The sequence below is a fragment of the Pontibacter ummariensis genome (assembly GCF_900188175.1).
Lineage (GTDB): Bacteria > Bacteroidota > Bacteroidia > Cytophagales > Hymenobacteraceae > Pontibacter > Pontibacter ummariensis.
In genome coordinates, this window is the sequence record NZ_FZOQ01000002.1 from 368,192 (window position 1) to 392,688 (window position 24,497).

At 50.3% G+C, this 24,497-nt stretch carries 26 protein-coding genes; 17 read left to right on the forward strand and 9 right to left on the reverse strand.

Features of this window, described 5'->3' with window-relative positions; all coding sequences use genetic code 11:
* Positions 1-121: 121 nt before the first annotated feature.
* The gene (locus CHB92_RS03630) at positions 122-1,771 is read right to left on the reverse strand and encodes an ankyrin repeat domain-containing protein (protein WP_245842268.1); all 1,650 of its coding nucleotides are present in this window, start codon (positions 1,769-1,771) and stop codon (positions 122-124) included.
* 269 nt (positions 1,772-2,040) lie between these two features.
* Between CHB92_RS03630 and CHB92_RS03635 the strand changes: the two genes are divergently transcribed.
* The gene (locus tag CHB92_RS03635) at positions 2,041-4,284 is read left to right on the forward strand and encodes an ATP-dependent helicase (RefSeq protein WP_089317801.1); all 2,244 of its coding nucleotides are present in this window, start codon (positions 2,041-2,043) and stop codon (positions 4,282-4,284) included.
* A 55-nt stretch (positions 4,285-4,339) separates the two neighbouring features.
* On the opposite strand, the gene CHB92_RS03640 is transcribed toward CHB92_RS03635, so the two are convergent.
* Positions 4,340-4,624 carry a DUF4296 domain-containing protein gene (locus CHB92_RS03640; protein WP_089317891.1) on the reverse strand — a complete coding sequence of 95 codons (285 nt, stop codon included), beginning with the start codon at positions 4,622-4,624 and terminating at the stop codon, positions 4,340-4,342.
* Positions 4,625-4,758: 134 nt separating this feature from the next.
* Between CHB92_RS03640 and CHB92_RS03645 the strand changes: the two genes are divergently transcribed.
* The 7 genes from CHB92_RS03645 (at position 4,759) to CHB92_RS03675 (ending at position 10,461) form a co-directional block, all read left to right on the forward strand.
* Entirely contained in the window at positions 4,759-5,640 is an 882-nt protein-coding gene (locus tag CHB92_RS03645) for a DUF58 domain-containing protein (RefSeq protein ID WP_089317802.1), read from the forward strand.
* Entirely contained in the window at positions 5,633-6,547 is a 915-nt protein-coding gene (locus CHB92_RS03650; RefSeq protein ID WP_089317803.1) for a hypothetical protein, read from the forward strand. The genes CHB92_RS03645 and CHB92_RS03650 overlap by 8 nt, the downstream gene beginning before the upstream one ends.
* Positions 6,528-7,580, forward strand: coding sequence for a vWA domain-containing protein (locus CHB92_RS03655; RefSeq protein WP_089317804.1), 1,053 nt, complete (start codon positions 6,528-6,530; stop codon positions 7,578-7,580). The genes CHB92_RS03650 and CHB92_RS03655 overlap by 20 nt, the downstream gene beginning before the upstream one ends.
* A gap of 113 nt (positions 7,581-7,693) precedes the next feature.
* Positions 7,694-8,377, forward strand: a complete 684-nt coding sequence (locus CHB92_RS03660) for a YggS family pyridoxal phosphate-dependent enzyme (protein WP_089317805.1) — start codon at positions 7,694-7,696, stop codon at positions 8,375-8,377.
* Positions 8,378-8,560: 183 nt separating this feature from the next.
* Positions 8,561-9,415, forward strand: a complete 855-nt coding sequence (locus tag CHB92_RS03665; protein ID WP_089317892.1) for a glycerophosphodiester phosphodiesterase family protein — start codon at positions 8,561-8,563, stop codon at positions 9,413-9,415.
* 107 nt (positions 9,416-9,522) lie between these two features.
* Complete coding sequence (locus CHB92_RS03670; RefSeq protein WP_089317806.1) at positions 9,523-9,972, forward strand: DUF2750 domain-containing protein; 450 nt, start codon at positions 9,523-9,525, stop codon at positions 9,970-9,972.
* Positions 9,973-10,083: 111 nt separating this feature from the next.
* Positions 10,084-10,461 carry a DUF423 domain-containing protein gene (locus tag CHB92_RS03675; RefSeq protein ID WP_089317807.1) on the forward strand — a complete coding sequence of 126 codons (378 nt, stop codon included), beginning with the start codon at positions 10,084-10,086 and terminating at the stop codon, positions 10,459-10,461.
* A gap of 61 nt (positions 10,462-10,522) precedes the next feature.
* Here CHB92_RS03675 and CHB92_RS03680 read toward each other — a convergent pair whose 3' ends face one another.
* The 4 genes from CHB92_RS03680 to CHB92_RS03695 form a co-directional block, all read right to left on the reverse strand.
* Positions 10,523-11,080: a hypothetical protein gene (locus tag CHB92_RS03680; RefSeq protein ID WP_089317808.1), complete on the reverse strand. Its 558-nt coding sequence runs from the start codon at positions 11,078-11,080 to the stop codon at positions 10,523-10,525.
* Between the two features lie 133 nt (positions 11,081-11,213).
* Positions 11,214-11,663 carry a DUF1573 domain-containing protein gene (locus CHB92_RS03685; RefSeq protein WP_089317809.1) on the reverse strand — a complete coding sequence of 150 codons (450 nt, stop codon included), beginning with the start codon at positions 11,661-11,663 and terminating at the stop codon, positions 11,214-11,216.
* 80 nt (positions 11,664-11,743) lie between these two features.
* Positions 11,744-13,150 (reverse strand): ATP-dependent DNA helicase, encoded by a 1,407-nt coding sequence (locus tag CHB92_RS03690; RefSeq protein ID WP_089317810.1) that lies wholly within the window; start codon positions 13,148-13,150, stop codon positions 11,744-11,746.
* A gap of 71 nt (positions 13,151-13,221) precedes the next feature.
* The gene (locus CHB92_RS03695) at positions 13,222-13,689 is read right to left on the reverse strand and encodes a PaaI family thioesterase (RefSeq protein WP_089317811.1); all 468 of its coding nucleotides are present in this window, start codon (positions 13,687-13,689) and stop codon (positions 13,222-13,224) included.
* Positions 13,690-13,727: 38 nt separating this feature from the next.
* On the opposite strand from CHB92_RS03695, the gene CHB92_RS03700 reads away from it, so the two are divergent.
* From CHB92_RS03700 to coaD, 3 genes are all read left to right on the forward strand, one after another.
* A complete protein-coding gene (locus CHB92_RS03700) occupies positions 13,728-14,213 on the forward strand; it encodes an NUDIX domain-containing protein (RefSeq protein ID WP_089317812.1) in 486 nt (161 codons plus the stop codon).
* A gap of 84 nt (positions 14,214-14,297) precedes the next feature.
* The gene (locus tag CHB92_RS03705) at positions 14,298-15,185 is read left to right on the forward strand and encodes a DUF3822 family protein (protein ID WP_089317813.1); all 888 of its coding nucleotides are present in this window, start codon (positions 14,298-14,300) and stop codon (positions 15,183-15,185) included.
* 131 nt (positions 15,186-15,316) lie between these two features.
* Positions 15,317-15,796, forward strand: a complete 480-nt coding sequence (gene coaD / locus CHB92_RS03710; RefSeq protein WP_089317814.1) for a pantetheine-phosphate adenylyltransferase — start codon at positions 15,317-15,319, stop codon at positions 15,794-15,796.
* Here the strand turns inward: coaD and CHB92_RS03715 are convergent.
* Positions 15,750-16,430 carry an NUDIX hydrolase gene (locus tag CHB92_RS03715; protein WP_089317815.1) on the reverse strand — a complete coding sequence of 227 codons (681 nt, stop codon included), beginning with the start codon at positions 16,428-16,430 and terminating at the stop codon, positions 15,750-15,752. The two genes, coaD and CHB92_RS03715, sit on opposite strands and share 47 nt — an antisense overlap.
* A gap of 110 nt (positions 16,431-16,540) precedes the next feature.
* On the opposite strand from CHB92_RS03715, the gene pyrE reads away from it, so the two are divergent.
* The gene (gene pyrE / locus CHB92_RS03720; RefSeq protein ID WP_089317816.1) at positions 16,541-17,179 is read left to right on the forward strand and encodes an orotate phosphoribosyltransferase; all 639 of its coding nucleotides are present in this window, start codon (positions 16,541-16,543) and stop codon (positions 17,177-17,179) included.
* Positions 17,180-17,264: 85 nt separating this feature from the next.
* Here pyrE and CHB92_RS03725 read toward each other — a convergent pair whose 3' ends face one another.
* Positions 17,265-18,410: a glycosyltransferase family 61 protein gene (locus CHB92_RS03725; RefSeq protein WP_089317817.1), complete on the reverse strand. Its 1,146-nt coding sequence runs from the start codon at positions 18,408-18,410 to the stop codon at positions 17,265-17,267.
* Positions 18,411-18,848: 438 nt separating this feature from the next.
* On the opposite strand from CHB92_RS03725, the gene CHB92_RS03730 reads away from it, so the two are divergent.
* Entirely contained in the window at positions 18,849-19,346 is a 498-nt protein-coding gene (locus CHB92_RS03730) for a metallophosphoesterase family protein (protein ID WP_089317818.1), read from the forward strand.
* Between the two features lie 109 nt (positions 19,347-19,455).
* Here CHB92_RS03730 and CHB92_RS03735 read toward each other — a convergent pair whose 3' ends face one another.
* Positions 19,456-19,668, reverse strand: coding sequence for a hypothetical protein (locus CHB92_RS03735; RefSeq protein ID WP_089317819.1), 213 nt, complete (start codon positions 19,666-19,668; stop codon positions 19,456-19,458).
* A 77-nt stretch (positions 19,669-19,745) separates the two neighbouring features.
* On the opposite strand from CHB92_RS03735, the gene CHB92_RS03740 reads away from it, so the two are divergent.
* The 4 genes from CHB92_RS03740 (at position 19,746) to CHB92_RS03755 (ending at position 24,418) form a co-directional block, all read left to right on the forward strand.
* Entirely contained in the window at positions 19,746-20,792 is a 1,047-nt protein-coding gene (locus CHB92_RS03740; RefSeq protein WP_089317820.1) for a threonine aldolase family protein, read from the forward strand.
* Positions 20,793-21,357: 565 nt separating this feature from the next.
* On the forward strand, positions 21,358-21,696 hold the full coding sequence (locus CHB92_RS03745; protein ID WP_089317821.1) for a P-II family nitrogen regulator: 339 nt from the start codon (positions 21,358-21,360) through the stop codon (positions 21,694-21,696).
* Positions 21,697-21,748: 52 nt separating this feature from the next.
* Complete coding sequence (locus CHB92_RS03750) at positions 21,749-23,065, forward strand: ammonium transporter (protein ID WP_089317822.1); 1,317 nt, start codon at positions 21,749-21,751, stop codon at positions 23,063-23,065.
* A gap of 231 nt (positions 23,066-23,296) precedes the next feature.
* Positions 23,297-24,418 (forward strand): porin, encoded by a 1,122-nt coding sequence (locus tag CHB92_RS03755; protein WP_089317823.1) that lies wholly within the window; start codon positions 23,297-23,299, stop codon positions 24,416-24,418.
* Positions 24,419-24,497 lie beyond the last annotated feature (79 nt).

Sequence of the window (24,497 nt, forward strand, 5' to 3'; positions counted from 1 at the left end):
AAAGGTAACCATAAAATAGTTTACAAAGACCTGCCCCGGTAAAAGCGGTTCAGCTCTAAAAGAACACAGGCAACGGCTTTTATAAGCCATTGCCTGTGTTCCTCCTCATAAGTACTCAACTTTACTCCTGCCGCTTCGGAGATCCGGCAGCCATCAGGATATTCTGCACATTCTCGCGCTTGGTGTAATCGATGGCAGCCTTACCGGTTTTGTCTTTATGCTTCGCATCGGCCCCTGCCTGCAGGAGCGCCACGATGATCTCAAAATTAGCGTCTATCTCACTCGCCAGCAGCAACGGCGTTTTGCCTTCGTTGTTCTCGATATTAGGGTCTGCCCCCGCCTCCAGGAGCTTATGCAACTCCATAATACCAATGTGCTGCCCGATGGTGGCCTTAAGGGCCTGCGTCAGCACCGTGTTGCCCTTCTTATCCTGTATGTTAGGGTCTGCCCCATACGACAAGAGCTTGTCTAACAGTTGGACCTGCTCCATTTCATATACCTCCGACCTGATACGGGAGCTGCTCACCACATAGTGCAGGGCTGTTTTCCCTACATCATCCTGCGCGTTCACCTGTGCGCCCTTTTCCAAAAGTTGACTGGCTGTTTTCAGGCGTACTTCCGGTTTATAGATCACGCCATAGTCTTCCTGCAGCATGGGCACAAACACCGCGTGCATTAAGGGGGTGCGGCCATGGAGGTTCGCCTGGTACTCTGTAGGCACTGCCTTGGTATTTACGTTAGCCCCTGCCGCAATAGCCCGTTTCAACATGTCAGGGTCGCGGGTAATGGAGGCAATCACCAATTTCTGGTCGGGCGTTTGGTTAATATACTTGAGCTGCTCATACGCATTCTCGCTGCCCTTGGACACTGCTTTGCGGTACAGCTTACGCGCCTCATCCACCTTTACTTCGCCCAGGGTCCCTTCTTCATAAAGCAGGGCCAGGGTATACAAAGACTCCCGCTCTCCGGCAGCAGCGCCTTTCTTTAGCCAGTAAACCGCTTTCTCGTAGTCCTTCTTCACCCCTTCCCCATTCAGGTACAGGTTCGCCAGGGAAGGATAGGCGGCCACATCATTCGCCTCCGCTGCTTTGCTGATGTAATTAAAAGCCAGCCCCTTGTCCACAATCTCCCCAAAGCCGGTATAGTACATACTGCCCAAAATGCGATTACTGAAAGCATCCCCGCTGATGGCCTTTTCCCGGATCACGACACCGGCTGAGCGCATGTGCTGCATAAAGCGGCGCATATCGTCCTGGGTGTGGAGCACCATCTGCTCTCCCAAACCAAGGTGTCCCAGCAGACTGCCGTTGTCCACCGCAGCCTGGTAATAATAGCGGGCCGAGTCTTCGTTGGCTGCAAAGTAACTTTTAGCTTCCTGCACCTGCTGGATAGTATCGATCTGCACCGAATCGTACTTCAACTCGCGGTACTGGTGCATGCGCCCCATAAAGTACAGCGCATCCGGATCGCCCTGGCTGGCCGCCTCTTTAAACTTCGCGTAGGCCTGCTGGTACTGCAGACCGGCATAATAGGCCATGGCCTCGTCCATAACGGGCGTCCGCCAAATTCTTTTAAGAGAGGCTGTAGCAATCGCATCGGCCGGTTTAGCCGTAACAGCGTCAGTAGCCTTGGCTACCGCTTTCTGGTCTGCTGGGGTTTTCTGCGGGCCTGGTGTCTGCGCCAGGCTTAGCTGCCCCATTCCGCCTAAAACCAGGATCAGGGCTAACCTTTTAGCGGATACCCACCTGTCGTTTGTGTCTACTTGTTTCAAAGCTATTGCTTTACGTAAGAAATTTGTTGCAAAATAAGCCCCTCAGGGCCTCTAAATCAAGAAAATGCCGGCTTATGTGCATTCACAAGCCATTTGGGCTAACTGAAGCTGTCAAATCTAAACGCTTTGCGCCTCTTTCGTGTTCCTCCTGTAGGGCCTGTATTAACCACAAGGCTGCATGCACTGTGCCAAAAGTACAGGCGCCGTTCTGAAAACGGAATTGTATTTGTAAATTGCACAGATTTTAAGACGCACGCGGAAGAGAAGAAATGGATTATTTAGACTTATTGAACGAGTCGCAGCGCAAGGCAGTGCTCCATACCAAGGGACCAGCCATGATTATTGCGGGTGCCGGCTCCGGTAAAACAAGGGTACTGACCTACCGAATCGCTCAACTGATTGCTCAGGGAGTGGATCCCTTTAATATACTGGCCCTTACCTTTACCAACAAGGCAGCTAAGGAGATGCGCCACCGGATCGAGAAGGTGATCGGCAACGAGGCCAAGAACATCTGGATGGGCACTTTCCACTCGGTGTTCTCACGCATCCTCCGTGCTGAGGCGGAGAAAATCGGCTACCCGAAAAGCTTCACGATTTACGACACGGACGACTCGAAGACGCTTATCCGCAACATCGTGAAGGAAATGAACCTGGACGACAAGCTGTATAAGCCCAACGTGGTGCTGAGCCGTATTTCCTCTGCAAAGAACAAGCTGATCTCGGTGAAGCAGTACATCAATGACCCGGTGATCCAGGCGGATGACGAGGCGGCCATGCGCCCGAAGATCGGTAAGATCTACGAGACCTACCAGAACCGCTGCTTTAAGGCCGGTGCCATGGACTTCGACGACCTGCTGTTCCAGACGAACGTGCTCTTCAAAGACCATCCGGACGCGCTGAACAAGTACCAGAACATCTTCCACTACGTGATGGTGGACGAGTACCAGGATACGAACTACTCACAGTACCTGATTACCCGTAAGCTGGCTGCCAAAAACCAAAACATCGTGGTGGTAGGCGACGATGCCCAGTCTATCTATGCCTTCCGTGGCGCTGATATCCAGAACATCCTCAACTTTGAGCGCGATTACCCGGAACTGGAGGTGTTTAAGCTGGAGCAGAATTACCGCTCCACCCAAAACATTGTGCATGCCGCTAACTCTGTGATCAAGCACAACCAGGCCCAATTGCGCAAAGAGGTCTTCACAGATAACGAGCAAGGCCCACTGATCGAAGTGGTAAAGGCCAACTCCGACAACGAAGAGGGCAAGCTGGTAGCCACCACCATTTTTGAGGAGAAGATGAGCAACCACCTCTCCTACGACGACTTTGCCATCCTGTACCGCACCAACGCCCAGTCGCGTGCCATGGAAGAGGCCCTGCGCCGCATGAACATCAAGTACAAGATTATCGGTGGCCTTTCCTTCTACCAGCGCAAAGAGATAAAAGACCTGATCGCCTACCTGCGCCTGACGGTAAATCCCAATGATGAGCAGGCCCTGCGGCGCGTGATTAACTACCCGAAGCGCGGTATAGGGGAAACCACAGAAGCCAAGCTCTTTGTGACGGCCGATGAAACGAACCATACGGTTTGGGAGGTGGTGCAGAATGCCGGCAGCTTCCTTGGCAATCGGGTGGGCGCTGCCATTGAGAACTTCTCCATCAAGATAAAAGACTTTGCCCGCATGGCAGCACAGCAGGATGCTTTTGAGGTAGCCAAGCATGTGGCCAAGCACTCCGGCATTGTAGATGAGCTCTATGCCGACAAAACAGTGGAAGGACTGGCCCGCTACGAAAACATACAGGAGCTGCTGAACGGTATCAAGGAGTACGTGGACGACCCGGAGAAGGAAGACAAGAGCCTTTCGGCTTTCCTGCAGGACATCGCGCTCATCACCGATGCCGACACGAAAGCCGATGAGGACGGGGAGTTTGTAACGCTGATGACGATACACTCCGCCAAGGGCCTGGAGTTTAAGAACGTGTTTATCGTGGGCATGGAGGAAAACCTCTTCCCAAGTCAGATGATGCTAAACTCCCGCGCAGACCTGGAGGAAGAGCGCCGTCTTTTCTATGTGGCCATTACCCGTGCAGAAAAGAAGCTGTACCTGACCTACGCCACCAGCCGCTACCAGTGGGGCAACCTGCGCGCCTGTGAAAAAAGCCGCTTCCTGGATGAGATCGATCCGAAGTACCTTAACTTTAAGTACGGGGACAACGGAGCTTCCGGGGGAGGAAACATCTTTGACCGGGTACTACAGCGGAAAAGTAACTTGGTAGCACCTGCCCCCAGGAAGCAGGTAGCCAGCAACTATACCCCTCCGGCTGACTTCAAGCCGAGTGACACGAGCAACCTGGCTGCAGGCATGAAGGTAGAGCACCCGAAATTTGGTTTTGGTGTGGTAAGTAAAATGGACACCCAAGGCAACAGCACCAAGGCCATCATCAACTTTGATGAGGTAGGTGAGAAAACGCTGCTCTTAAGCTTCGCGAAACTGAAGATCCACAGCTAAAGATAAGAACACAGGTGGCTGTCATTGGCCTTCGAGGCAAAGTCAGCCACTTGTGTTACTGCTGCTCGCTGCTTCCTGCCGCCTGTGCTTTTGACTCCCGTACGCTCAGGGTATCCACAATAATCTCGTAGAGCTTGTCCATCTCGCGCAGGTTATCGAGATAGTACCGGTAAGAGGTTCTAAAATCCTCCTTCGAAACACCGTGCTTTTTCAGGATCTCCTCCTGTTCCCGGTTAAACACCATCAGGCTGGTGTCCGGATAAATCACGCTTGTCTCGATAATCGCCTCAGCCGTGTGCACATCTGCCAGTATTCGCACCATTTTCTCCTGGGGAACCATATTAGCCGGCTTTTGTTCGTTTTGCCCCTGGCAGGCCAGCAAGGAGAGGCAAAAAAGAATGGGGAAAAGTTTTTTCACGGAGAAAAATACGAGATAATTGGTAATTTTAAAATCAGACTTTACAGCACCTGTCGATGAAAGAGCTTGTAAAGAAGCTACGAAAGTACGAAATCCGCATACGCAAAGCTATCACCACGCAGATGCAGGGCGATTTCCACTCGGTGTTTAAAGGCACCGGGCTGGAGTTTGACGACGTGCGGGCATACCAGTATGGCGATGACGTGCGTTCTATTGACTGGAACGTGTCGGCCAAAGGGCATGGTACTTTCGTGAAAACCTACCGGGAGGAAAAAGAGCAGTCGGTCTTCCTGATGCTGGACGTGAGCGGCTCGCAAAATATTGGCACAGGGGATCAGCAAAAGCTGGACGTGGGCAAGGAGATATGCGGGGTATTGGCCCTCTCGGCGGCCAGGCAGCAAAGCCAGATCGGGATGATCTGCATATCAGAACAGAAGGAGAAGTACATACAGCCCGCCAAAGGCATACAGCAGGCCTATGCCATCATCAAGGCGTTGAATGAATTAGAGCCAAAGTCCACGAGAACCAATCTGGCGGCGGGCATTAAGCTGACCTTAGACATCATCAAGCGGCGCAGCATCATCCTGCTCCTCTCCGACTTCATTGACGTGAATTACGAAAAGGAGTTGGCCATGCTGGCAAAGCGCCACGACCTGATCGTGCTGCACCTACAGGACCTGCGGGAGCATACCCTACCATCCATGGGTATAGTACCGGTGTTGGACAAAGAAACAGGCCGCACCATCTGGCTGAACACCTCGGGGCAGGAGTTTAAAAAGCGTTACCTCTCCCAGTACCAGGAAAACAAAGAGCAACTGATGCGCCTTTGCCAGAAGTACCAGGCCAATTACCTGGCGATACAGACAAACGAAGATTACGTGCCCCAGCTGGTCAACCTGTTCAGGCTCCGAAACAAGTCAACAAAGAAAAGTGCGTAACCTCATCCTATTCACGCTGCTGTGCCTGTATCCTTCAGCTCTTTGGGCCCAGCAAATAGCACTGCCTAGCGGGACCTTTAACCGGGATACGGTTAAACTAGGCGAACCACTGAAGTACCTCCTCGTGCACCGACACCCCGACACCCAGGAGGTAGTGCTCCCTTCCGGCAAAAACAACTTCGCACCTTTCGAACTGGTAAGCCGGGACTTTTATCCGACCAAAACCAAGGGGGGCATCAGTACCGACAGTGCGGTATATACCCTCCGCACATTCGAGACGCAGGCAGTACAGCAGCTATCCCTGCCCGTGTACGTGCTTCGCCAGTCCGATACCTTACAGGTGTTTGCCCCCTCGGCCAGGGTGCATCTGCAGCAGTTGGTGCAACAGGTAGAAGAGCCACTGCCTGTAAAATCAGAGACAGAGCTCGCACCGGTGGAAGAACGCTTTAACTGGCCCTACGTGCTGCTGTGGGTGGTGGCGGTAATCACCTTCCTAAGTTTGGTGTGGCTTTTGTTCGGGCAGGCTATTCGCCGGAAATACAAGCTATACCGACTGCGCAAGGACCACCTTTACTTTGCCTCCCGCTACGGCTCGCATGTGGACAGGTTCGTGAAGTCAGGCGCTACGGGTAGTATTGAAAAAGCGGTGTCGCTCTGGAAAAATTACCTGACAAAGCTGGAGCGGAGCGCCATTAATTCTTTCACCACCAAAGAGATCGTAGAGTTCTACGAAAACGACGAGGAGGTAAACACCGCCCTGCGCATTTGCGATAAAGCGATCTATGGCAACATGCAGACGGAGTCGGAAGGAGAAACAAACCTGGCCCTGGGCATGCTCCGCCGCTTTGCCAAGGTCAGGTACAAAACACGAAGGGAACAAATAAACAATGCTAAGAACAGGCAATGATTTCTGGGACTGGCTGAGCCTGGAATGGTTTAGCTTTAGCACTCTTGGCTCCTTTGACTGGGTGTACCCCCTGGTGCTCTACGGGTTGCCGGCGGTCCCCCTGCTCTTTCTGCTCAAATGGCTCTTTACCCTGAACTCTCGGAACAAGCTGGACATGGCAATGTTCGAGGGCAAGGTCCGCTGGCAGTGGAGCAGTGTGCTGCGCCATCTCCCCAATTTGGTGTTTATGCTCTTTATGATGTTAGTGGTGGTTGCCCTGGCAAGGCCACAGCGCGTGAACGAGCAAGTAGAGCTGAATGCCGAGGGCATAGACATTGTGCTGGCCCTTGATGTGTCCGGATCCATGGAGTTGGAAGACATACAGCCCAACAGGTTAACGGCTGCCAAAGAGGTTGCTTTAAACTTCATAGAAGGTCGCGTACAGGACCGCATCGGGATGGTTGTTTTTGCCGGAGATGCTTACTCGCTGGCTCCGCTCACCACTGATTACCAGTTGCTGCGGGACAATATCAACTCCATCGGCTTTCAGATGATCCCAAACGATGGGACAGCGATCGGAAGCGCCTTGGCGGTGGCCATCAACCGGATGCGGGATTCCGAAGCCAAAAGCAAAGTAGTGATCCTGATCAGCGATGGTGAAAACACCGCCGGTAGCCTGAACCCGGAACTGGCCGCACAACTGGCCTATGCCTATGGCATTAAACTTTATACCATCGGGATTGGTAAAGATGGGCAGGTAGCCTACGAGGTGGATGAAACGGGGAAAACACTCTACGTGGAAACCCAAATGGATGAATCGACCCTGCGCCAGATAGCGACCATTGGCGCAGGGCAGTTCTTTCGGGCGGATAGTAAAAGTGCCTTACAGGAGATCTTCAATAAGATCAACAAACTGGAAAAGACCGAGGTAACGGAGAAACGCTTCCGCGATACCAAAGACTACTACCAGGTGTACCTGAAGTGGGCGCTCCTATTGCTCTTAATTTGGATGCTATTGAAGAACACCTTCATCACCAACGTACTGGAGGACTAAAATTTGGATAGCGCATCAGAACCAGGGAAGATGCCCTTCTCTGCTTGCTAAGTAGGACTAATTAAACAGACTGTACATACCAGAAGAAACTAGGGAAAAAAGCTTACAAAAAGATGCGAATAGCAGAGAACATACAATACTTTGAGGAGCAACTGAAAAGCAGCAACTGCCGCCTGGTAGCCGTTTCCAAAACGCACCCAGTGGAAAAGATCCAGGAAGCCTATGACGCGGGGCAGCGCCTCTTTGGTGAAAACAAGGTGCAGGAACTGGTGGACAAGCAACCCGCTTTGCCACAGGACATTGCCTGGCACCTCATCGGCCACCTCCAGACAAACAAGGTAAAGTACATAGCTGCCTTCATCGATACCATTCAGTCGGTAGACAGCCTGAAGCTGCTCAAAGAAATCAACAAGCGGGCAGCGCAGGCCGGCCGCAGCACACCAGTTAACTGCATGCTGCAAATCTCTATTGCCGATGAGGAAACCAAGTTCGGCATGGCTTGTGAAGAAGCCGTGGCGTTGCTGCAGTCTGAAGAATACCAGCGCATGGAGCATATCCGTATAACAGGCGTAATGGGTATTGCCACCAATACCGACGACGAGGACAAGCTGCGCCAGGAGTTTGTTTGCCTGCGGGACTGTTTCCGGAAACTAAAGGAAAGCTTCTTTTCTGACAGTGACTATTTCAAGGAAATCTCCATGGGGATGACCTCTGATTGGCAACTGGCCCTGCAGGAGGGCAGTACCATGATTCGGGTAGGCAGTGGCATCTTTGGCTCCCGGAACTATAACAAATAGACTGGCACCCGTTGGTGTACCGGGGTCGCTTGTTACCTTTTTGTTAAGATAGGGGGCAGTACTTTTAAAGTACGCCTGACAGACGAATCTTTACAAGAACCAACAAACACTTACATGCGCTTTATACGTACTTACGCCCCTGTCGTAACCGGCCTCCTCCTTTACGCCTGTACCTCCACGCCTATGGCATCAACAGCAACAACAGCCCCATCCAATCCCCTTCCGGCCTTTGATTTAGAGGGCCACAGAGGCGCGCGTGGACTGATGCCGGAGAACACGGTTCCCGCTATGCTGAAGGCGCTGGAGTTGGGTGTGACAACTCTGGAGATGGACGCCCACATCAGCAAAGACGGCCAGGTGCTGCTCTCGCACGACCCCTACCTGAATCCGGAACATGAACTGCTGCCATCCGGAGAGGCCATTCCGGAAGAAGAAGGCAAAAATTACGTGCTGTACCAAATGAATTATGCGGACATCAGAAAGTTTGATGTAGGATCCAAGCCTTATAGCCGCTTCCCAGAGCAACAGTTGCAAAAGGCCTACAAGCCCCTGCTCTCCGAGCTAATTGACACGGTGCAGGCCTATTTGCAGGCCCACCAACAGCCGCAGGTCTTTTATAATATCGAGACGAAGTCTAAGCCCGCAGGCGATGGCACCTACCACCCAGCCCCTGAGGAGTTCGTAGAAAAGCTTATGCAGGTATTGCAGGAAAAGGAAATCCTTCCCTACGTGATCATTCAGTCCTTCGATGCGCGCACCTTGCAGGTGCTGCACCGCAAATATCCCCAGGTAAAAACTGCCTTGCTGGTAGAAAACCTGAAAGGACTGAACAAGAACCTGCGAACGCTCGGCTTCACCCCTACCATCTACAGCCCTAATTTTAAACTCGTAAGACCACAACTCGTAGAGCATGTCCATAGTAAAGGAATGAAGATAATCCCCTGGACGGTGAATGACCTGGAGAAAATGCGACAACTGAAAGAGATGGGGGTAGATGGCTTGATCTCTGACTACCCGAACCTGTTCCAGCAGTTGTAGTGCCTGCGAGAAGGGGTACTACTGTCGCCCTTTCTTTTAAGGTTAAGCCTGTTCAAACGTTTCTTAAACCAGTTAATCATTAATTTCATACATAAAAGCAGACAGATATGGCACAGCATGCAGCGAGCACAGAGACGAGCTACCAGAATTTTATAAAACAAATTATTGAAGCGGATGCTGTGTGGGGGCTTACCAAAGGCGACACCTGGGCAACTTCCAGCTCTGCTGAGTTTGAGGACACAGAAGTAATATTGTTTTGGTCGACGGAAGAAGGGGCCGCGGCCTGTGCGGAGGATGAGTGGGCGCAATACAATGCCGAATCAATCGAACTGGTGGAGTTTTTGGAAAACTGGTGCGTCGGCATGTACGAAGACCATTTGTTGCTCGGAGCCGACTGGGGTACAGACCTTAGCGGTAATGAAGTGGAGCCGCTTAACGTGGCGCTGGATGTGGTGACACAGCTGAAAGCGAAGGGCAAAAGACTGGAATTTACGCAGTACGACAGCCAGGATGAGTTCGAGGAGCAACTAATTGAAGCACTGGAAGGAGAAGAGTAAATTCAGGGGGATAAGGCACATGGCATGATAAATTAGAGACAAGCGTCGTTTTTAAGAGTGGCTGTTATACCTTTGTAACACCATTGAACATAACCTGATAACCCTTCACTTGTGACGCAAAAACTAATACTTCTGATAGCCAGCGCCCTGGGAGCCTTAACAGTAGCCATCGGCGCTTTCGGCGCACATGCACTGGCTCCTTTACTAAACGCCACCAACCGTGTCGATACTTTTGAGACAGCCGTTAAGTACCAGATGTACCATACCCTGGCCCTGCTGGCCGTGGGCCTTCTTTTGTTTCGGGTTGAGCAGCCTGCCCTACAGGTGGCAGCCTGGTGTTTCTTCCTGGGCATTCTGATCTTTTCAGGCTCTTTGTACACCCTGTGTGCCACCGGTATTACCTGGCTGGGAGCCATTACTCCTCTTGGAGGCACTTTATTTATTGTGGGTTGGGGAGCCCTGTTCTACGCCGTATTAAAGGCTTTCTAAGTCAGAAGGCCTATCTCATAATAAAAAAGGCAGTTACACTGCCTTTTTTATTGGGCTCACCTTAAAGCCGCCGGCTCAGCCCCACATTCACAATGCCCTTGTACCCGTACCCCAGTTCCAGAAAAGCTCCGGTTCTTCCGGCCGTTCTTACGCCGATCGGGGTTACCTGATAAGACAACTGCGGGGATTGCTCCTGATAAGAGTCCGATGAGTGAATATAATAGGTAGCCCCGAAGGCAAGTCCCACATAAGCTTCCACTTTATCTTTTCTACCCAGGAAGAGCGTGGATTGGGGCATAAAAGTATAATATTTGTTGCGGGAGAAGATTTCCCCCGAGTCGTTTACATGAAGCGTGGCCTGCGTGTAGGAACCGGTGATGCCTACAGTAACTCTATCGCCCAGGTGGTAGGTGTAACCAACTGTTAGGGGCCCCACTGCTTTTAACTGTGTATCGGATCCTGTGATAAAAGACGCGACCACCTTGCCTAGTGAACTCGCGATTATAGGAGTAGAGAAAAAACCATAGCTAAGGGTAATGTCCTGCTCCCCTTTCTGACAAAAGGCCTGTTGCCAAACCAGTAGAAAAAGGCACGCGAAGCAAAGCACAAGCTTTCTCATAAGCAAAGAGGCGGGTTACAAACCTAAAGTATATAAAATATACTTTTTATGCAAATACATAGCTCCGGAAACAAAAAGCCCTCCTGTGCAGGAGGGCTTTTCTTACTTTATTTCTAAAAGCGACAGTGCCTATTTAGTTCTTAGCGCTGGCAGCCTCAGCTTTCGGCTTAATGTTCGTTACAAAGTATACATACTTCGTGCCCCCTGCCGCATTTGAATGGATGGTCAACGGCTTTTTCTGCTGTCCCATTTTACCTGCGCTGTTAAACTTGGCGGAGATAAAGCCTGTTTTGCCCGGCATTACCGGCTCTTTTGTCCAGGCGGGTGTAGTACAGCCACAGGATACATCCACCCGCTCAATTACCAGCGGCTGTGTGCCCGTGTTTGTAAATTTGAAAGTATGCTCTACCACATCACCCTGCGTGATGTCGCCAAAGTTATGCTCTGTTTCGTCAAAAGTAATGGCAGGGCCATTTACAGCCTGCTCCTGTGGAGCAGTCGCCTTTGCTTTTGGCTGTTCCTGAGCTACAGCGCCACCTGCTACCAAAGCGGCAAATGCGAGAGAGAGAAATACTTTTTTCATCTTTTTGGGGTTAAGGTTAACGCAATGCGTGTTATACGTAAGTTTTAGTTAACAACGATGCAAAATACGTTTTTCTTTTGTCAGCTAACTAATATTTGTTGATTAAAGTTCAGCAGGTAAAGCTCTTCTGATGAGCGGGTAAGGGCTGTGTACAGCCAACGGGCAAACTCCTCATTCACCATATCCTCTTTCAGAAAGCCCTGGTCCACGAACACGGCCTGCCACTGGCCACCCTGTGCTTTATGGCAGGTAAGGGCATAGGCAAACTTTACCTGCAAGGCATTCAGGTAAGGGTTTTTCTTCAGTTCCTTGTTACGGTCGCGCTTGGTCTTTATGTCCAGGTAGTCCTGCAGTACTTCTTCGTACAATTTCTTGTTTTGGTCTGCCGGTAAAGCGGGTGCATCAGAATACAGGGTATCCAGCATGATCTTCATTTCCTCTTCGGGCGCATCCGGGTAATCTACAAAGCGTAAGCGCACATCCGCAAAACGAAAACCATACATCTCTTCATAGCGGACGATTTTTGTGATCTCCACAAAGTCACCATTCGCCATAAAGCCGATGTCCGAATCCTTGGGCAACCAGAAGTAATTGTTGCGCACCACCATCAGGTAGTCCCCCACCCCAATTTCATCCTCCGCGAAAAAAATGGATCTGCGGATGTGCTGGTTGTAAAGGTTTGCCGACTTGTTGGAGCGGCAGATGACGATGGTGTTCTCAATGCCGAACTTGTCGTAGGCGTAGCGCAAGCCGTCCTCCAGCTTCTCTCCTGTCATTTTGTAGATATCGCGCCAGCCCTTGGTAAAGAGCTTTATCTCCAGGCGCTCCTGCCGCATCTGGTCGCGCAGCTGGGTAGCGTTCATGAGGATACCCGATGCCTCTGCCTGCCGCATAACCTGCCGCAGCTCAATCTCCTGCACCTGGCACCGGAAATTCTGCTTCAGGTAGTTCGCGTCCAGGGACGGGCTCACGACCTGCCCCACGGGTGGGAGCTGCGCCGTATCCCCGATTAACAGTAACTTATTGTGCTTTTTATCAAACACAAAGCTCATCAGGTCCTGCAACAAGCCATTCTCCCCAAAACCACTTTCATCCGATATCATGGAGGCCTCATCCACTATGTAAACCGTGTGGTCCGACTTGTTTGGCTGCCGGGTAAAAGAAAGCCCCTCGGAAAATGGATTGGCCGTTTGGCGGTAGATCTTTTTATGGATCGTGAAGGCTGGATGGCCACTGTAACTAGCCATTACTTTGGCCGCACGGCCCGTTGGCGCTAACAGCACGTACTTGTACCCAAAGCTGTTCAGGATTTTCACCAGCGAGGTAACCACTGTGGTTTTACCGGTGCCGGCATACCCCTTGAGCAAGAACACCTGGCGCTCCTCCTGTTTGGACACAATAAACTCATCCAGCTTGGCAAACAGCCGGGCCTGGTCCTCCGTGGGCTCGAAGGGGAAACTATTTCGTAAGGCTTCTACTGGACGCATGGTTTGTAAATAGGTAAGATATAGAGAGGACCGGGAATGGAACAGGAACTGTTAATTCTGTATGGCTCATTTTAACTCTCCCGCTTCGCTCTGTTCTTAATGTCTTCGGGTGTAATGGTGGCCATGGTGGTACTGGCCTTGGCAATCAGCAAAGGTTCTTCCGTTTCCTGTTGTACGTATACTTCCGCCTCGCAGAAATTCAGCTTCTTGCCCGGCTTTACTACATAGCCCTTGGCCAGCAGCTTAGCACCCACGCCCGGGTGGAAATAGGAAACCTTGATCTCGGCTGTCACCACATGATGGTCTTTCGGCACCAGGCTGACGGCTGCAAAACCAGCCACTATGTCAGCCAGGGTGGCGATAACGCCCCCATGGGTAAAACCTTTGTGCTGCCGGTGCTTCTGTTCCAGTATTAATTCGCCTTCTATCCTACCTACTTCTATCTTTGTCACGTTAAAGCCCATAAGCTTCATGAATTCCTGCCGTTGGAGCTTTTCGCGTATGTCTTGTTCGAAGTCCGGATTATGCGTTTGTATCATTTTGTAAATTTACAACCCTATAAACTCGTTCCCAAACCATGGCCAAACTAAACCCTGATGCCGCCGCTTATGCCGACAGGCTCCGTGTGCGGGCATGCGGTATTTGCATTCAAAATGAGAAGTTATTACTTGTGCGCCACGGCAGCACGGTAGACAACAGCGCCTTTTGGGCACCTCCGGGCGGCGGGGTGGACTACGGCGAAACACTGCACAGCTGCCTAAAGCGTGAGCTGGTAGAAGAGACGGGATTAAAAGTGGAGATAGGAAAGTTTCTTTTTACGAACGAATTCCTGCGCCCACCCTTGCACGCCCTTGAACTGTTTTTTGAGGTACACGTTACGGGCGGGAGTCTCTTCACCGGAGCAGACCCGGAAATGGGTACAGGCAAACAACTTTTGGAGGAGGTCGCCTGGCTGGCGCTACCTGAGATACAGGCTATTCCACAGCAAGACAAGCACAGGGCACTGCACTACCTGCTGTCCCTGGACGACTTGCTGGGGCTGGACCATTATTTTGTCGGTTAGTATCGGTATTGCTGCCTTTTGCCACTTTTTTTTTATACTTGCAGGAGTACTGCAGTACACCTTTAATTCCAACCAACGCATACCTTGGACACCATTAACACGCATTTTCGCCTCTCCCATAAGATTGTGGACGAAGCCTTTGACCTGTCGCAAGCCACCCGTTGCAACCTGTACGTGTCGCTTAGCCAAAAGGCTATGCGCTTGGCGGTGGCAGACGCGGAACGCAATAAGTTTCTGGTGCTCATAGATTATGAACTGATCACCGTATTCACCCCTTTGCAGGTGGCGGAGCAACTACAGTTAATTGCGACTGAGAACCCGCTGTTGCAGGAAAAAAGCTGGAACACGATCAAGGTATCTTTCAGCAACCAACAGTTCACTTTGGTACCGGAAACGCTTTATGATCCGGCCCACCAGTCCGACTACCTGCGCTTACATGCTGACCTGAACCCGATCCAGGACCAGGTGCTCGCTTATCGCCACAGCACCATTGGGGCAATGAACATATTTGCGGTAGATGCGGCTTTGTTTCGTACCCTGCAGGACATCTTTTCTGGTCGCCCCATACAAATGCTTCATCAGACAAGCGCCCTCATCCGGAGTGTTCTGCACCAGGGCAGCCTTAGCGCCAAACGCAACACCTGCATTTTTGTGGAGCGGGACTATGTCACCATTCTAGTGGTGGGCCAGAATGGGCTGGAGTTCTGTAATGTGTTTCAGTACCACACGCCAGAGGACTTTATCTACTACATTGTGTTCGTAATGCAGGAACAAAAGATGGACCCGGAGCAGGAAACCATCACCGTATGGGGCGATATCACCCATGACTCATCCTTGTTCCATATGTTGCAAAGGTACATCCGCTATATTAAACTAGGCAAAAAACCAACGGATGTAGACTACAGCTATAAGTTCCATGACTTATTTGAGCACCGCTATTTTGAGCTCTACAGCCTGCACCTCTGCGAGTAATGATTCGTTTTAATTAACTGACTTGTTTACTAACCGAACTGAGATTTTCCTTTGGTGAGGCTTGTAACTTTCAGGCATCCACAGTCTGTTTCACATTTACAATTTCAAACATCACTCTTTAAAATTCAGGTATGAAAAGAATTGCTTTGTTCCCCGGCTCTTTCGACCCATTTACAAACGGCCATTATGACGTGGTGATGCGGGGGGCAAAGCTGTTTGATGAAGTGATTGTGGCTATCGGCAATAACAGCAGCAAGCAGCGCTATATCCCCGTAGAAAAGATGTATGAAGTGATGACGCGGCTGTTTGAGGGGCACCCAAACATAAGTGTACAAACCTTTAAGGGACTAACGGCCGAGTTTGCCCGGGAGGTAGGCGCGCAGTTTCTGTTGCGGGGGCTCCGAAACACTACGGACTTTGAGTACGAGAACACCATTGCACAGGCCAACAGGCACGTGAACCACGACCTGGAGAGTGTTTTCCTGATTACCTCCCCGCAGTTGGCTGCCATCAGCTCTTCTATTATCCGGGAGATTCACCGCTTCGGCGGCAACGTGGACCAGTTTATACCTTTCCAGTTTTCAGAGATTGCAGATAGTGCCTTACAATAAAGGCAATGGATGTATAGGCCTTCGGTAACACCTCTATGACCTCTTCCGGGGCCATCCAACGCACTTCCTCTATAAACTCCTCTGCCTGTGGCTTCATTAAGCTGTCGTCTGTGCAATGCATCAGGTACCAGCTGGTCTTCTTCAGGATCTTTTTGCCTTTAAAGGCATAAGAGTGCCAGGTCTTGGGCAGCTTGCTTACCACCTCTACCTGTATGTTACACTCCTCTTCTACCTCCCGCAAGGCACCGCTCTCAACCTTCTCTTTTTTCTCCAGCTTCCCTTTAGGCAGGTCCCAAACCCCCATGCGGTAAATCATCAGGATCTTTCCATCTTTCAGTACTAACCCTCCTGCTGCTTTTACAATCTTAAACTGGTCCTTCAGGTGCTCGATCAGCTTTTTCTTCTTGTCTGTCACCAGCGTAAGCGACTTCAGCTTCTTTAGCTTTTTGACCTCCATCAGTCGCACGATCCGGTCAATTAACAAGGCACCGGCATCTTTTATCAGCACATCCCCTACCAGGTCTTTAGACGTGAAATGATCGGAAGCCTTGAGAATTAAGTCGTACTCATGCTTGTACACCTTCTCGGTGGCTTTTTTCAGGATCAGGGGGATATCGTTAATGAAAACGTTCATACGCTTAGGAGTACTGCTGATGAAGGCGAAAGATACACAAATGAATAAATAATTCACTCTAAAGAAAAAGCCCCGGCTCAAAAAGGAAGAATAATTATGTAATTTAGGGCATGGATTCTAAGAGCACAGCACATCAGGTGGCCTCGTTTCTGCTAGAAACTGAGGCGGTAAAATTAAGACCGGAGCAACCCTTTAAATGGAGTAGCGGCTGGAACTCCCCTATCTACTGCGATAACCGCGTAACACTCTCCTTCCCGCACATTCGCAGTTATATCAAGGAACAGTTAGCCGCCCTAGTAAAACAACGTTTTCCGGAGGCAGAAGCCATAGCAGGCGTAGCCACTGCAGGCATCGCGCAGGGAGCTCTTGTCGCTGAGCAACTGGAGATGCCCTTTCTGTATGTACGCCCGGAGCCTAAGAAACACGGGATGGGAAACCAGATTGAGGGCCGTTTGCTAAAAGGCCAGAAAGTAGTGCTGGTAGAAGACCTGATCTCTACTGGTGGCAGTTCCTTAAAAGCAGCGGCCGCCGTGCAGGAAGCCGGTGCCGAAGTAATTGGCATGGTCGCCATCTTTACCTATGGCTTTGCCCTAGCCGATGAAAACTTTAAAACCGCAGGTATTCCCCTGCACTGCCTGAGCAACTATAAGGCCTTGCTGGAGGCAGCTGCCGAGCAAGGATACATTCAGGAGTCAGCTACGCAGGCCCTAAGCCAGTGGCGACAGTCCCCAGAAACTTGGGCGGTGTAGGGATGGTTTGCTAAGAGGAAGAAGGAAAGCCTTCCTCCTCTTAGCAAACCACTGGTGCAAAGCTAAAAGAGTGACCTGTTTGCCTTTATGCCATTGTCCTCACTGATAAAAGCTGCTCGAGCTTATACTGTAGCTTTTTCAGATCGACAGACAAGTCTTCTCCCACATTTCCCCAGTGTGAGTTTCCTTGGTTTAGGCTTTCCTCTGTAATGCAGGAATATTGCAGGTCGAGCGCAGTGGACAAGTAGTAAAAGTAATTTGGCTTATAGCCACTGCTGAAAAACTCGAGTACCTTGGTACCAGGATCGCACCATAGCAGGTTAGTGAAGGCGGCTCCGTGAGGCCCTGCTACCACTGATGCATTCTGAAACAGAGAAATCTGTTCTGGTACACTGCGTGGTTGGTCTTCTACAATCCGGAAGCCGTACCGTAGCATTAAATTGCGTACCTCCTCCTCGTTTTTAACTTTTCGCCTACCCCTCCTCGTTAGATAAAGCTTTTCTTTAGGTTGGGCAAACTGTCTACCCTGACAAAACCGCTCTCTCAGTAACCGGATGTCTCCTAGGCTGGGGCTCCAGCTAGGCTGGTTTGCTCCCACAATTACCCTTTCTGCGTACAAAGCCGTGTTCCATAACCGCTTTGTATCAACAAGGGCTTGCTCGGATATCCCCAGCATGGTCATAAAGTCCTTTTCATAACAGGTTTGCAGGAGCGGGTAGCATACCTTTGCTTCTTTCCAGATGTCTTTCCCGTAAGTGGCTTCGACACGGCAAAGTTTTGCTACAACAAACATGACATAGTCATAATACCCGCCCCAAAAGTGTGCCCAGGGTGCTACTACTAGAGGATACCGGACTTTATTTCGCTTTATCGGGAAATCTAAAAGCCCTGCTGTACAGCCAAAGTCCAGGTCCGGGAGTACTTTTTCATTAATCAGCACATTCCCTGATCTACAGACTTGTACATTGTGCCCGGTATTACTTCCTGCTAGCCAGATTCTGTCCGGATCAAAGCCCCGCAGCTCTTCCGCATGTACAAGCTTGTTAAATGAACTATAAGCTGGCATATAAACCGAAGAAGCAGGACTTTCATAGGCCAAGCCTTTTTCGAGAAGTTTAAAAGTCTCAGGCTTCGTAAGGGGCTTTCGCCAGAGGCTTTCTGAAGCCCTGAGTAGTACTGATTTGCATTGGTTGCGACTGTTACCGATGAGCTGGTTGAGAGATTTCTTCATTAGACATAAACTTAGATATTGCTGTCTCAAACATGTGAAGTAAACAAACAGGGCTGGTTCAGCTGGGGTAAGCCTGACCAGCTAAGCTGGCAAGACTTTGGAAGCCAGCGACTTTGCATTGTTTAAGTAAAGATGAATCGGCAACAGGGACTTCGCTGAAATGACTCCTTAAACGAGTAGTACCACATAAAATCAGGCCTCTTGCCAGCTGCATGACAAATAATCACATAACTTAATATTAACATTGTCCTATTACGAACACCTGTTTGTATAGTTATTATAATTTTGCACATAATTTTACTTATGCCTTACAGTAAATTAAAAGAACAGGTGCAAGAGAAGGGGCTATATCGCTTTTAGAATGTTTTTATACCAACATTTGATGTCTTACATTAGTATTGACAGCTGAACTTTAGAACCAAAAGAAGTAGACGTTAAATGAAAATAGGCCTCCTTTCCGATACGCATTCTTACCTAGACGACCAGATACTGCGCCTCCTCTCCGACAGGGACGAAATTTGGCATGCGGGCGACTTTGGAGTAGCAGAAGTGTCGGAGCGGTTGAGCGAACTAGCCCCGCTACGAGGGGTATATGGAAACATCGACGGGCAGGATGTCCGAAGCCTGCACCCCAAAGTAGAGCGGTTTGTGGTAAATGGGCTGGACGTGCTGATGACACACATTGGAGGTTACCCGGGCAAATACCACCCGGATGTACGCCCGCTGATCAAGGAGAACCCGCCACAACTCTTTATCACCGGCCATTCGCACATTCTGAAGGTGATGACTGATAAGAACCTGAAAAACCTCTTGCACATCAACCCTGGGGCAGCAGGCAGGCACGGTTTTCATAAAGTGAGAACCATGGTGCGCTTTGCGATCGAGCATGGGCAGGTACAGGACCTTCAGGTGTTGGAGTTAGGTAAACGGGCATAAAAAAAGTGTGCTTGCTGGGCAAACACACTCTGAATTCTTCTTGTAAGCCGCCGCCATTTGCTGAACAGCAGCGGCAGGCAGATGGTCTTACGAACCGTAAAAAGAGCTACTAAGCAGTTGTTTCGTCTTTCAGCTCGGCAGAAGAAGCTTCAGTGTTCTCTGCTTTCTTGTTTTTCGGTGCCTCACCGAACTGAGCTCTCAGTTCATCCATGTCAACGTTCTTGATAACAGGCGTTAAGAGCAGTTGCTTAATTCTTGCAATTCTGTTGTTTGCTCTTGCCTTATTCTTACGGTCTTTTCTTTTTAATCTAGTAACTCCCATCGTTGCAATATTTAATTTGAACGGCAAAAGTAAGTTATTAATTTTACAAAGTAAAGTATTTCCAGAATCAAATTGACATGCAAATAATAGACCTACGCTCCGATACAGTTACCAAACCCACCCCTGCTATGCTGCAGGCCATGTTCGCGGCCCCTGTTGGTGACGATGTGTATGGAGAAGACCCTACCATCAACGCCCTGGAGGAGAAAACAGCCGCTATGTTTGGCATGGAAGCGGGCCTCTTCTGCCCTTCCGGCACTATGACAAACCAGATCGCCATAAAAGTACACACCCAACCTTTGACAGAAGTTATTTGCGACGTAACAGCGCATATCTACCAGTATGAGGGGGGCGGTATTTCCTTTAATTCCGGTGCCTCTGTAGCACTCGTGCACGGGGAGCGCGGCAAGATGCGCCCCCAACAGGTAGAGGCGCAAATTAGACCCTTGGACAACGTACACTTCCCGGAAACAAAACTCGTTGCCCTGGAAAACACCTGCAATAAAGGTGGCGGCACGTATTATACCTTGGAGGAAATCGCTGCTATTTCAGAGGTTTGCAGGCGGCACAACCTTGCCCTGCACCTGGACGGGGCCCGTGTGTTTAATGCGCTGGCTGCCTCGGGCGACAAAGCAGCGGACTACGGCAGGTACTTTGACAGCATCTCAGTGTGCCTTTCCAAGGGCCTGGGAGCACCGGTGGGATCCGTACTGCTGGGTAGCAAAGGCTTCATTAAAAGAGCACGTCGCGTACGTAAAGTATTAGGTGGCGGAATGCGGCAGGCTGGCTATCTGGCTGCGGCTTGCATTTATGCCTTAGATAACCATGTGGAGCGCCTACAGGAGGATCACCGCAAGGCAAAGGCCATGAAAGAAGTACTGCTGCAAACGGATTATGCGGAGAGCGTGCTGCCGGTAGAGACGAACATCGTCATCTTTAAACTAACCGATAAGTATACAGATGCAGCTTTTGTTGCTGCTTTAGAGAAAGAAGGAATTCGTGCCTCCAGCTTCGGACCGCAGATGATTCGATTTGTAACGCACCTGGACGTAACAGAGGAAATGCTGCAGCATACCCTTCGTACTTTAAAAGCCATGAACCAGGTATCGTTAGCCACAGCGTAGCTTTTAACAAATACTCTTGATGATAGCACGGGAAACACCCGTGCTATTTTTTTGCTTATCCCAATACTTTTGAGGTAACAGCTTTCCCTATTCCCTTCACCACATCCCCCTGCTTCCTTTTGTTTACCCCGCACATAACCGGTAAAACAGGAGCTTCTATCTCAACCAAACTACCTGTCACTTTCCCTCCGCGGGTTCACAAAACGGTGTTCCTGCAATTCAAACTTCACGCGCCCTCTCTTCCGCCAGTTCTTATGAGATTCTTTCCTTACAAGAAGTTTATGTTGTTGTTAATTAGACATTTTCAACCTAGCCCGTCTGTTCCCGATCAAAACCAGCCGCTGTAACCGGCTAACATATTCTTAAGCTACATCTATAATTAATACAAGTTAGTTAAATATTTTTGCTATTCACTCCCACAATCACATCAATCACCCCTTATTTTTATATTGTTAACAATTTAAGCGCTTACCCCCTATTGGCTATAAGGGGGTAAGCGCTTAAATTAGAGTAATTTCATCAGCACCCCCTCTACAAATATACCCACAACTAAAATTTATTGATTATGAAAAAGATTGAAGCTATCATCAGAACATCCAAATTTGAGGATGTTTACGAAGCCCTCACAGAGATCGGCATCGCTTTTATGACGACCTATGATGTTAAGGGCTTCGGTTTAGAGCACAGCTCCTCCCAAGTGTATAGGGGCACCACCTATAACGTCGGGTTTATTCCCCGAACAAAGATCGAGATGACTGTTACGGAGGACCACGTGGATGAAGTGGTGTCTACTATTCTAAAGGTGGCTAACACGGGCAAAGTAGGCGACGGCAAGATCTTTATTATGGATGTAGAAGCAGTTGTCCGCATCCGGACCGGAGAGGTGGATGAGCTCGCCCTCTAGCTAAACGCACGCATTTTCAAATCATAAGTCAAATTCACTTAACCTTTAAGCCATGTCACAAGAACTATTCGTCACGAACAACGTCTGGATGATGGTTTCCATCTTCCTGGTATTTTTGATGCACCTCGGGTTTGCCACACTCGAGTCTGGATTGGCCAGATCGAAGAATACCGTAAACGTGCTGTTTAAGAACAGCATGATTCCTGCTCTCGGGCTTATTACCTATGCCCTTTGGGGCTTCTCCATGATGTACCCCGGAGAAAGCTTTACGGGGGGCTACTTTGGCTTCTCCGGCTTTGGCATACCCCTGCCAGAAGGCGGCGAGACCTCTGCCTATAACGAAGGCTACACCTTCTGGACTGACTTCCTGTTCCAGGGCATGTTTGCCGCCACAGCCGCTACCATTGTCTCCGGTGCGGTGGCAGAACGCATCAAGCTCTCTTCCTTTATCATTTTCTCCATCCTCTTTGTGGGGATCTGCTACCCGGTGGTGGGCATGTGGAAGTGGGGCGGCGGCTTCCTCAATACCTTGGAAGTTCCGTTCTATGATTTTGCGGGCTCTACGCTGGTGCACGCCGTAGGCGGCTGGGGAGCGCTGGCAGGCATTATCCTGCTCGGCCCACGAATCGGGAAGTACGTGGACGGCAAGATAAAGCCTATCCCCGGGCACAGCATTCCGCTGGCTACCATTGGCGTGTTTATTCTTTGGTTCGGCTGGTTTGGTTTTAATGGAGGCTCTGTGCTGTCTGCTGATCCCGGCGCGGTATCGCGGGTACTGGTGATGACGAGCCTCGCGGCAGCCGCCGGTGCCATTGGTGGATGTCTCTTTTCCATGCTTCTCTTTAAAGCAAGCGACATCACGATGGTGCTCAACGGCATCCTGGCAGGACTGGTAGGCATTACGGCAGGTGCTGACCAAATGGGCGTAACAGATGCCATAACGATAGGTCTGATCGCCGGTGCCCTGGTGGTACTGGCGGTTGCCTTCTTCGACCGTATTCGCATCGACGACCCGGTAGGCGCGCTTTCTGTGCACCTGGTGTGTGGGATCTGGGGCACCCTGGCCGTAGGCCTCTTCGGGGAGCTGGCGGGACCGGATCAGCTCATTAGTCAGCTCATTGGCATTGGCACCATTGGAGCTTTTAGCTTTGCCTTTGCCCTTTTCGTATGGTACGCCCTGAAGCTGACAATAGGTATTCGTGTTAGTGCCAGAGAAGAGATAGAAGGGCTGGACATCCACGAACACAAAATGCACGCTTATCCTGATTTTATCGGAACCGGCTTCGAAATGAGCCTGGACGAGAAAGAAACGATGGCAGACGCCAACCCGCGCAACCACAAAGAGCCCGGCAAACCGGTCACACCCTGATCCCCCCCTCCTCAGGCATGATATGGAGGTAAAACAGTGGTAACGGGATCAACCATTACCACTGTTTTACAAACCAAAGCAAGCTGAGCAAGCTACCGCGCAGTGTCAGGACACCGCCTTCCCCTTTCAGACTGACACCAATTCTAAAACGGCAATTTCAGAGTTGGCACCCAGCGGGGCAGTACGGACGAATACTTCTCTCAAATATTTCCCAACACTAAATCTTAAAACATGAAAAGACTTTTATCTTTCGCCGCAGCTATCATCTTGGCTAGTACAAATATAACAAAAGCACAAGAAACTACAACTAAAGAGACCAAGGGCGCTCTTACCATAAGCGGCTACGTAGACACTTATTACCAGTACAACCTCAACAATCCAGCGTCGGGCTTACACCAGGGCAGGGTCTTCGACACGAAGCATCACAACTTTGCGCTGGGCCTGGTACAGACCATGCTCACTTATACAAAAGGCAGGGCACGGGTGGTAGCGGATCTTACCTATGGGCCAAACGCTGAACTGGGGAACTTCGGAAATGAAGGAACAGCGCGCATCATCAAGCAGGCTTACATTGCTTATGACTTTAGCAAAAAATTCAGCTTTACAGTGGGGCAGTACGGCACACACATTGGCTATGAGCTGATAGACGCCCCCTTGAACTACAACTATAGCCTATCGTACCTGTTTGGAAACGGCCCTTTCTACCACACGGGTGCCAAACTAAATTTTGCAGCAAGCGAAAAGGTTGGGCTGATGCTGGGCGTGGTAAACGGCTGGGACGGCCTTTCGGACTTTAACGATAAGAAGTCGGTAACTGCCCAAGTCCACCTCTCCCCTGTGAACGGCTTTGACATGTACCTGAACTGGGTTGGTGGCGATGAGTACAACTCCTTGTCAAACTTCGGGGATACCAAGGGGTCCTATACCAGCCTTTATGACTTTACCTCCTCCTACCAGTTAAACGACGCCCTAAAAGTAGGCGTAAATGTGGCATACGGCAATTTTTATTCCGGCACCGCAGAAGCTGACCCAACGAATCCATGGTCGGACAATGCCGGTTGGGGTGGTGCCGCCGTTTATGTAAATTATGCCACCAGCCCTGCCTTAGGCTTTGGTCTTCGCACAGAGTACTTTTCAGACCCGGAAGGTATACGCTACTTTGGTCCCCTTCAGGTTGCCTCCGTCACCCTTACCGGGGATATAAAACTTGCTGCGGGAAACCTGGCAATAAAACCGGAAATACGCTATGATAAATCTAAAGCCTCCTTCTTTGAGAACAGCAGGGGCTTACCCTCCAAAAAAAGCCAGGCTACCTTAGGCGCAGCTTTTGTCTATTCTTTCAGCACGGAATGAACCGAGACTCTCCCTCGCTTCACCGATTAGCAGCCCCTTTTCCTTGAGCAGCAAGAGGTACTTGTGCCTCTGCTGCTCA

What these genes read in the sequence shown, in the direction of transcription:
- CHB92_RS03755 (WP_089317823.1), top strand. Translation starts at nt 23,297, where the DNA reads ATGAAAAGACTTTTATCTTTCGCCGCAGCTATCATCTTGGCTAGTACA.
- CHB92_RS03745 (WP_089317821.1), top strand. Translation starts at nt 21,358, where the DNA reads ATGAAAAAGATTGAAGCTATCATCAGAACATCCAAATTTGAGGATGTT.
- CHB92_RS03740 (WP_089317820.1), top strand. Translation starts at nt 19,746, where the DNA reads ATGCAAATAATAGACCTACGCTCCGATACAGTTACCAAACCCACCCCT.
- CHB92_RS03730 (WP_089317818.1), top strand. Translation starts at nt 18,849, where the DNA reads ATGAAAATAGGCCTCCTTTCCGATACGCATTCTTACCTAGACGACCAG.
- CHB92_RS03635 (WP_089317801.1), top strand. Translation starts at nt 2,041, where the DNA reads ATGGATTATTTAGACTTATTGAACGAGTCGCAGCGCAAGGCAGTGCTC.
- CHB92_RS03680 (WP_089317808.1), bottom strand. Translation starts at nt 11,080, where the DNA reads ATGAGAAAGCTTGTGCTTTGCTTCGCGTGCCTTTTTCTACTGGTTTGG.
- CHB92_RS03640 (WP_089317891.1), bottom strand. Translation starts at nt 4,624, where the DNA reads ATGGTTCCCCAGGAGAAAATGGTGCGAATACTGGCAGATGTGCACACG.
- CHB92_RS03735 (WP_089317819.1), bottom strand. Translation starts at nt 19,668, where the DNA reads ATGGGAGTTACTAGATTAAAAAGAAAAGACCGTAAGAATAAGGCAAGA.
- CHB92_RS03685 (WP_089317809.1), bottom strand. Translation starts at nt 11,663, where the DNA reads ATGAAAAAAGTATTTCTCTCTCTCGCATTTGCCGCTTTGGTAGCAGGT.
- CHB92_RS03645 (WP_089317802.1), top strand. Translation starts at nt 4,759, where the DNA reads ATGAAAGAGCTTGTAAAGAAGCTACGAAAGTACGAAATCCGCATACGC.
- CHB92_RS03695 (WP_089317811.1), bottom strand. Translation starts at nt 13,689, where the DNA reads ATGATACAAACGCATAATCCGGACTTCGAACAAGACATACGCGAAAAG.
- CHB92_RS03660 (WP_089317805.1), top strand. Translation starts at nt 7,694, where the DNA reads ATGCGAATAGCAGAGAACATACAATACTTTGAGGAGCAACTGAAAAGC.
- CHB92_RS03690 (WP_089317810.1), bottom strand. Translation starts at nt 13,150, where the DNA reads ATGCGTCCAGTAGAAGCCTTACGAAATAGTTTCCCCTTCGAGCCCACG.
- CHB92_RS03670 (WP_089317806.1), top strand. Translation starts at nt 9,523, where the DNA reads ATGGCACAGCATGCAGCGAGCACAGAGACGAGCTACCAGAATTTTATA.
- CHB92_RS03725 (WP_089317817.1), bottom strand. Translation starts at nt 18,410, where the DNA reads ATGAAGAAATCTCTCAACCAGCTCATCGGTAACAGTCGCAACCAATGC.
- coaD (WP_089317814.1), top strand. Translation starts at nt 15,317, where the DNA reads ATGAAAAGAATTGCTTTGTTCCCCGGCTCTTTCGACCCATTTACAAAC.
- CHB92_RS03665 (WP_089317892.1), top strand. Translation starts at nt 8,561, where the DNA reads ATGGCATCAACAGCAACAACAGCCCCATCCAATCCCCTTCCGGCCTTT.
- CHB92_RS03700 (WP_089317812.1), top strand. Translation starts at nt 13,728, where the DNA reads ATGGCCAAACTAAACCCTGATGCCGCCGCTTATGCCGACAGGCTCCGT.
- CHB92_RS03715 (WP_089317815.1), bottom strand. Translation starts at nt 16,430, where the DNA reads ATGAACGTTTTCATTAACGATATCCCCCTGATCCTGAAAAAAGCCACC.
- pyrE (WP_089317816.1), top strand. Translation starts at nt 16,541, where the DNA reads ATGGATTCTAAGAGCACAGCACATCAGGTGGCCTCGTTTCTGCTAGAA.
- CHB92_RS03655 (WP_089317804.1), top strand. Translation starts at nt 6,528, where the DNA reads ATGCTAAGAACAGGCAATGATTTCTGGGACTGGCTGAGCCTGGAATGG.
- CHB92_RS03750 (WP_089317822.1), top strand. Translation starts at nt 21,749, where the DNA reads ATGTCACAAGAACTATTCGTCACGAACAACGTCTGGATGATGGTTTCC.